The sequence below is a fragment of the uncultured Corynebacterium sp. genome (genome assembly GCF_902782855.1).
In the GTDB taxonomy this organism is placed as follows: domain Bacteria; phylum Actinomycetota; class Actinomycetes; order Mycobacteriales; family Mycobacteriaceae; genus Corynebacterium.
The window spans coordinates 1-5,025 of record NZ_CACZOO010000304.1 but is presented as its reverse complement, the minus strand read 5'-3'; the positions used below and the strand labels follow the sequence as shown (position 1 = coordinate 5,025).

Here is a 5,025-nt window from a genome sequence, read left to right as displayed (position 1 = left end):
GAAGGCGGGTATCAACCTGCGTCCACTGTGGGGGCTGGACGACCGGCTCAAGCAGTTCGGCGGCATGGCCGTGGCCATCGTGGTCTACGTCCTGATCTCGCAGGTCGGCTTCGTGCTCAACAACCGTATCGCGTCGTCCGCGGACGGCGCCGCACCGACGATCTACACGCAGGCGTGGCAGCTGCTGCAGATGCCCTACGGCATCATCGGCGTCACACTGCTCACCGCGTTCATGCCACGCCTGTCGCGCAACGCCGCCGACGGCGACGACAAGGCCGTGGTGAAGGACCTGTCGACCGCCACCCGGCTGACGATGCTGGCGATGGTGCCGGTGATCGTCTATCTCACGGCCTTCGGCACGGTCATCGGACCGGCCCTGTTCGCCTACGGCGACTACTCGCCGGAGGCGGCGAACGTGCTCGGTTGGACGGTGAGCTTCTCCGCGTTCACGCTGATCCCTTATTCCCTGGTGCTGCTGCACCTGCGCGTCTTCTACGCCCGCGAGGAGGTGTGGACACCGACCTTCATCATCGCCGGCATCACGGTCACCAAGCTGGTGCTGGCCTATCTGGCGCCGCACGTCGCCAGTGAGCCGCGCCTGGTCGTGGTGCTGTTGGGCGCGGCGAACGGCATGGGTTTCGTCACCGGTGCGATCATCGGCCACCGGCTGCTCAAACGCTCCCTGGGCCACCTGGGGATGCGCAGCGTGCTGCGCACGGCACTGTGGGCGTCGGGTGCCTCGGTCGTCGCCGCGCTCATCGTCTGGCGGGTGGACGCACTGCTCACCGCCTTCGGCGTCAGCGACTCCTCCTCCATCGGCTTCATCGTGCGCCTCCTGGTCACCGGTGTGCTCTTCCTGCTCATCGCCGGGTTCATCCTGTCGTTCTCGAAGCTTCCGGAGGTGCTGACCATCGGTGCGGCCCTGGCGAAGCTGCCGCTGGTCGGGCGGTTCTTCCGCGGGGCCGCGGAGGCCGCCGCCGAGCTGGAGGAGGACACCCCCGCCTCCGTCACGAAGATCACCGACCTGTCGTTCGGCGACGCGTCCGGGATGGGCGGCGGACTCGTCGGTGCACTGCCGCCACTGTCGGCCGGTCGGGTCCGGGGGCCGCGTCTGGTGCCGGGAGCACCGGTCCTGCAGGGCCGTTTCCGGTTGCTCGCCGACCACGGCGGGTCACCGACCGCCCGGCTGTGGCAGGCCAGGGACAACGCTGACGGGGATCTGGTCGCCCTGACCATCATCGACACGTTCAAGTCGGGTCGGTCGGCGGCCGAGATCGTGGCGGCGTCCGCCCGGCTCGCCGAGGCGACGGCGACGTCGCCGGCGGTCGCGCTGGTGCGGGAGATCTGCAACGCCGGTTCGGTCGTGGTCGTCGTGGCGGACTGGACACCGGGTTCCCCGCTGACCCGCGCGGCCGAGGCCGGCCCGGACCCGCTGGCCGCCGGGTACGCGATGACCGATCTGGCGGATGCCTCCGGTGCCGGCTGCGCGCTCGGCATCGACCACCGCAACCGGTTGCGGATCAGTACCGACGGCCGGGCCGTCCTCGCTTTCCCGGGCCCGGTGCCGGGCCAGTCCGGCACGGACCCCGGGCGGGCGGACGTGCACGCCATCGGCGTCTCCCTCGCCCTGCTGCTCTCCGGGGTGCCGGGCGGGCCGGCGGCTGTCCCCGCCGGCCTCGCCTCGGTGGTGGACGCCGCACGCTCCGGCGGGATCTCCGACGGGCACGAGCTGGCCCGGATGCTGCGCACCGCCACCCACCCGTCGGACGCGCCGCACACCGGCCCCCATCTGCAGGCCCTGGTGGACGTCGCCCCGGAGGTCACCGACCGTACCGGTTTCGGTGCCGCCCCGGAGAACCGCGGTCGTCTCGCCGCCACCGGCGCGGCGACGGTCGTCGGCGTCATCGCGGTCGTCGCACTGATCGTCGTGGCGTTGGCCGTGTTCGGGGGCAACCGCAAGGATTCACCGCTGACCACCGACTCGATCCGGGGTGGATCGGGTCTGGGCACCGTCTCCGTCCAGCGGCCCACCGGTGTGGTGGAGTGGGCCCCGGCGGACGGTCGCGGCACCCCCGACAATCCGGAGGACGCCGGCCTGGCCGTCGACGGGAACATGGACACCGCCTGGGCGAGCGCCCGGTACGAGGTGCAGTTCGGTCCGACGGACGCCGCCCTGAAGGACGGGATCGGCCTGTTGCTGACCCTGCCGCAGGCAACGGCCCTGACCGAGGTGGACCTGGCCGGGGTGCGCCCCGGGATGACGGTGGAGCTACGCTCGGCGTCCGGTGACGTGACCTCCCTGGACCAGACGACGTTGCTGACCACCGGAACCTCCACCGGTGACACGCTGCGGCTCTCACCGGACGCGGGTGCGGTGGCCGACGGCGAGCAGGGCACGAAAGACCTGCCGGAGGCCCGGGACCGGGTACTGCTCTGGATCACCGGACTGCCCATGCCGGACGCCGCGACCGTCGCGGAGATCACGGTGCACGGCGCCCCGAGGGTGGACAAGGGTGCCACCACAGCACCCACTGCGGCATCCACCGCTGCACCCGGCCCGGCGCGGTAGGTGGGGCACCGGGGCTACAGCCGGGCCCGCGTCCACGCCTCGATCTCGTCGGTGCCGAAGGGCATGAGGTCGGCCGAGAGGTTCTCGTGGCCGTCGGCGGTGATGAGGAGGTCGTCTTCGATGCGCACGCCGATGCCCCGGAACTCCGGCGGCACGGTCAGGTCGTTGACGTGGAAGTACAGGCCGGGTTCGAGGGTGTGGACCATGCCCGGTTCGAGCATGGCGTCCTGGTAGTCCTCGTAGGGGGAGTGGCTGCAGTCGTGGACGTCGAGGCCGAGGTGGTGGCCGACGCCGCAGACGATGTAGCGGCGGTGGTGCTGACCGTCGGTCGACAGGGCTTCGTCGACGGAGACGGGCAGCAGTCCGAGGTCGTCGAGACCCTCGGCGAGGACCTGCATCGAGGCGAAGTGGAAGTCACTGTAGCGGTGGCCGGGGGTGCAGACCGCCAGGCCGGCGCGCTGGGAGGCGACGACGATGTCGTGGACGGCGCGCTGGACGTCGGTGAACGTCCCGGAGATCGGGACGGTGCGGGTGACGTCGGCGGTGTAGCGAGACTCCATCTCGACCCCCATGTCGAGCAGGGCGAGGTCACCGTCACGCACGGGGCCGTCGTTGCGGGTCCAGTGCAGGTGGGCGGCGTGTCCGGCGGTGGCGACGATGGTGGCGTAGCCGACGTCGACGCCGTATGTCCGGGCCGCCCGGTCGAAGGTTCCCTGCAGCCAGCGTTCGCCGCGTTCCATGGTCTTGGCCGTGGCTATCTGGCCGACGGTCTGCTCGAAGCCGAGGACGGTGGCGGAGACCGCGGCACGCATCTGGTCGATCTCCCAGGCGTCCTTGATCTGCCGTAGCCGGTCGGCGACGCGGCGGGCGTCGGCGTCGGCGCGGACGTCGAATGCCCGGGCCAGCGTGTCGGGGATGCGCCCGAGGCCGCGGAACGGGCCGCCGAGGGTGGTGAGGTCGCGGTCCAGTTCGCTGAGCGGGCGGACCGGGATTCCGAGGGCCTCGGACCACTGCGCCGGGCCGGTCATCGCGCCGACCCACAGTTCGCCGTAGGCGGCGTTGCCGAAGAAGTCCGGGTCGCCCGGGCCGGCGGGCTGCTGGGTGTAGAGCGTGGCGCCGGAGTCGGTGAGGACGAGGTAGGAGCCATCGACGCCCATACCGGTGAACCAGAGGAACGTGGAGGAGGCGCGGAAGGCGTGGTCGTTGTCGTCGTTGCGGACGGTCGGCAGTCCGGAGCCGATGAGGAAGACTCCGTCGCCGGGGCGGTCCACGGCGGCGAGGAACCGCTCACGGTGGGCCTGTGCGGCCGCCGCCGCACCCGGTGTGAGGGTGGGGGTGCGGTCGAGCGGCCCCCAGTTCTCGGTGATGACGGCGTTGAATCCGGATGCCTCACGGATCCTGGGGATCCTGGGGTGTGTCGTGCTGTCGTCGGCGTCTGCCATGGGATGCTCTCCTGTCGCTCACGGTGTTCTCGCGGGTCTCACTCTACGAGACCGGTCCGTATCACAGCACCGTGCAGTCCCTGAGGAAGCCGGTCAGTTCACCGGCGTCACCGTCGTCGAGGGTGGCCAGTGCGTGGGTGAGCTCCACCCGGCGCGACCGGGGGACGAGCGGGACCCGGTGGCCGGTGGGCAGCAGGTCGGCGGCGAGGCCGATCTGGGCGGACGCCAGGTCCCGGCGTCCCCCCTCCCCGGCGACGACGGCCCGCGCGTAGCGTGCCAGGGCGGCGTCCACCGTGATCCCGCCACCGGTAGCTGTCTCCGCACCACGGGCGCACCGGGCACAGCGGGCGGCGAGGTCGAGGACGCGACGTTCCTCGTCGAGCAGGTGTCCACCGACGGTGACGCCACCGAGCAGCGTGTGGACCTCAGGGAGGGTCATCGTGCCCGACTCCAGGGCGGTCATGTTCCACACCAGGCGGGGGAGGGCCGCGGTGAAGGACGCCACGGCCTCGGCGACACCGACATACCGGATCCGGCCCCGTCCCGGGGGAGGCGGAGTGAGAGGTACGTCTGCCAGTTCCGCGGCGCGCGGAAGTGTTCGCAGGGGTGTTCGGGTCACGTGAACCACCGTCGGACGCGGTCGAGGGCGTACCGTTCTGCGGCGGGTCCGAGGCCGCAGGCGTCGATGATCTGCTGGACGGGGGCGACGAAGCGCACACCGTCGGTCTCGGAGAGACCCCGGAAGTGGTCGGCCCGGGCGGTCGCGACGATCACCTCCGCCCTGGTGGGGTCCCGGACCGTCCGGTGGGTGTCGGCGAGCATCGCGACGGTGGCCGCGACGTCGGTGACCCAGAGAACGCCGGGCACCGGCACCTTGTCCGGCCCGGTGCCCGGCCCGGTGCCCGGCACCTTGTCCGGCCCGGTGCCCGGCACCTTGTCCGGCCCGGTGCCCGGCCCGGTGTCCGGCACCTTGTCCGGCCCGGTGCCCGGCACCTTGTCCGGCCCGGTGCCCGG

The 5,025-nt window shown here is 71.8% G+C and carries 3 protein-coding genes and 1 pseudogene; 1 reads left to right on the top strand and 3 read right to left on the bottom strand.

What is annotated here, in order from left to right; genetic code table 11:
• Positions 1–2,569, top strand: a 2,569-nt coding sequence (locus QZV72_RS12345; protein WP_297008887.1) for a lipid II flippase MurJ, incomplete at its 5' end; no start/stop codon positions are given.
• A gap of 14 nt (positions 2,570–2,583) precedes the next feature.
• Here QZV72_RS12345 and QZV72_RS12340 read toward each other — a convergent pair.
• The 3 genes and pseudogenes from QZV72_RS12340 to QZV72_RS12330 all read right to left on the bottom strand — a co-directional run.
• Positions 2,584–4,011: an aminopeptidase P family protein gene (locus QZV72_RS12340; RefSeq protein WP_297008886.1), complete on the bottom strand. Its 1,428-nt coding sequence runs from the start codon at positions 4,009–4,011 to the stop codon at positions 2,584–2,586.
• Between the two features lie 61 nt (positions 4,012–4,072).
• Positions 4,073–4,630 carry a hypothetical protein gene (locus QZV72_RS12335; protein WP_297008885.1) on the bottom strand — a complete coding sequence of 186 codons (558 nt, stop codon included), beginning with the start codon at positions 4,628–4,630 and terminating at the stop codon, positions 4,073–4,075.
• Positions 4,627–5,025, bottom strand: a pseudogene (locus tag QZV72_RS12330) (hypothetical protein); the annotation flags it as partial. The gene QZV72_RS12335 and the pseudogene QZV72_RS12330, both read right to left, overlap by 4 nt.

What these genes read in the sequence shown, in the direction of transcription:
- QZV72_RS12340 (WP_297008886.1), bottom strand. Translation starts at nt 4,011, where the DNA reads ATGGCAGACGCCGACGACAGCACGACACACCCCAGGATCCCCAGGATC.